General features: G+C 70.1%; 1 pseudogene. It reads left to right on the top strand.

Annotation, left to right across the window (positions count from 1 at the left end):
* Positions 1–85: 85 nt before the first annotated feature.
* Positions 86–1,288 (top strand): annotated as a pseudogene (locus ACK4TH_RS11915) (transposase); the annotation flags it as partial.

Below are 1,288 nucleotides of genomic sequence, written 5' to 3'. Positions count from 1 at the left end.
CATCACCCCAAAACAGCGGCTGGCCATGGCCGCATAGCTCTACTTCTCGGAGCGCTGGATTTCGGGGGGATTACCGGAGAACGAATTGGCTCGATACGGACAAGCATTCAAGAACCGCGCGGTGGCCCGCTTGCTGCCGCCGGAGAGCGCACCGCTGGACGCGGTGGCGCGCGAGGTCGGCATCAGTGCCGACACCCTGCAGCGTTGGCGTGCCGACGCGCTGGCCCAACCGGTGCAGCAGCGCACCTGGACCGCAGCCGCACGCCTGGAGGCGGTGATCACCACGGCCGCCCTCGATGAAGCGGCGCGCAACGCCTGGTGCCGCGAACACGGCGTGTACCCGCAGCAGTTACAGCAATGGCGCGACAGCGCCACGCAGGCCCTGGCCGCGCCTGAGGAGGCGCGCGCGAGCCCGCAGCAGACCAAGGACGACCGGCGGCGCATCAAGGAGCTCGAGCGCGAGCTGCGCCGCAAGGACAAAGCCCTGGCCGAGACGGCGGCGCTGCTGGTGCTGTCAAAAAAAGTCGAGGCGATCTTCAACAAGGGCGGGGACGAATGATCGGCCTCGAAGATCGCCAAAGCCTGGCCCGAGACATCGAAGTGGCCCACCGGGCCGGCGCGCGGCTGCACCTGGCCTGCGAGGTGGCTGGCATCGACGTGCGCACCCTGCAGCGCTGGCGTGCCGGCGATGGCTTGGCGCGTGGCGACGGCCGTCCCCAGGCCGTGCACCCCACGCCCGGGCATGCGCTGAGCACCGCCGAGCGCGAGCAGATCCTGCACGTGGCCAACGAGGCGCGCTTTGCGGACATGCCGCCGGCGCGCATCGTGCCGGCCCTGGCCGACGAAGGCGTGTACCTGGCCAGCGAGTCATCGTTCCAGCGCGTGCTGCGCGCGCATGGCCAGACGCAGCATCGCGGGCGCGCCAAGCCGCCGCGTGCCACCCGAGCGCCGACCACCCACGTAGCCACCGCGCCGCGGCAGCTGTGGTGCTGGGACATGACGTTCCTGCCCGCGGCGGTGATCGGGCGCTGGTTCTACCTGTACTTGATCCTGGACGTGTACAGCCGCAAGATCGTGGGCTTCGAGGTCCACGACAGCGACGACGCCGAGCACGCCGCGCACCTGCTCAAGCGCACGGCGCTGGCCGAGGGCCTCCACGCGATGACGACCAAGCCGGTGCTGCACGGCGACAACGGCGCCACGCTCAAGGCCATCGAGCTCGTCACCGAGACCGAACTGTTCGCCGCCGGTCCGACCGTGCGCCGACGGCGCAAGCAGGAACAAACCA

Source organism: Tepidimonas sp., from assembly GCF_046292505.1.
Lineage (GTDB): Bacteria > Pseudomonadota > Gammaproteobacteria > Burkholderiales > Burkholderiaceae_C > Tepidimonas.
The sequence above is the reverse complement of the archived record's forward strand: the minus strand, read 5'-3'. Positions and strand labels throughout refer to the sequence as shown.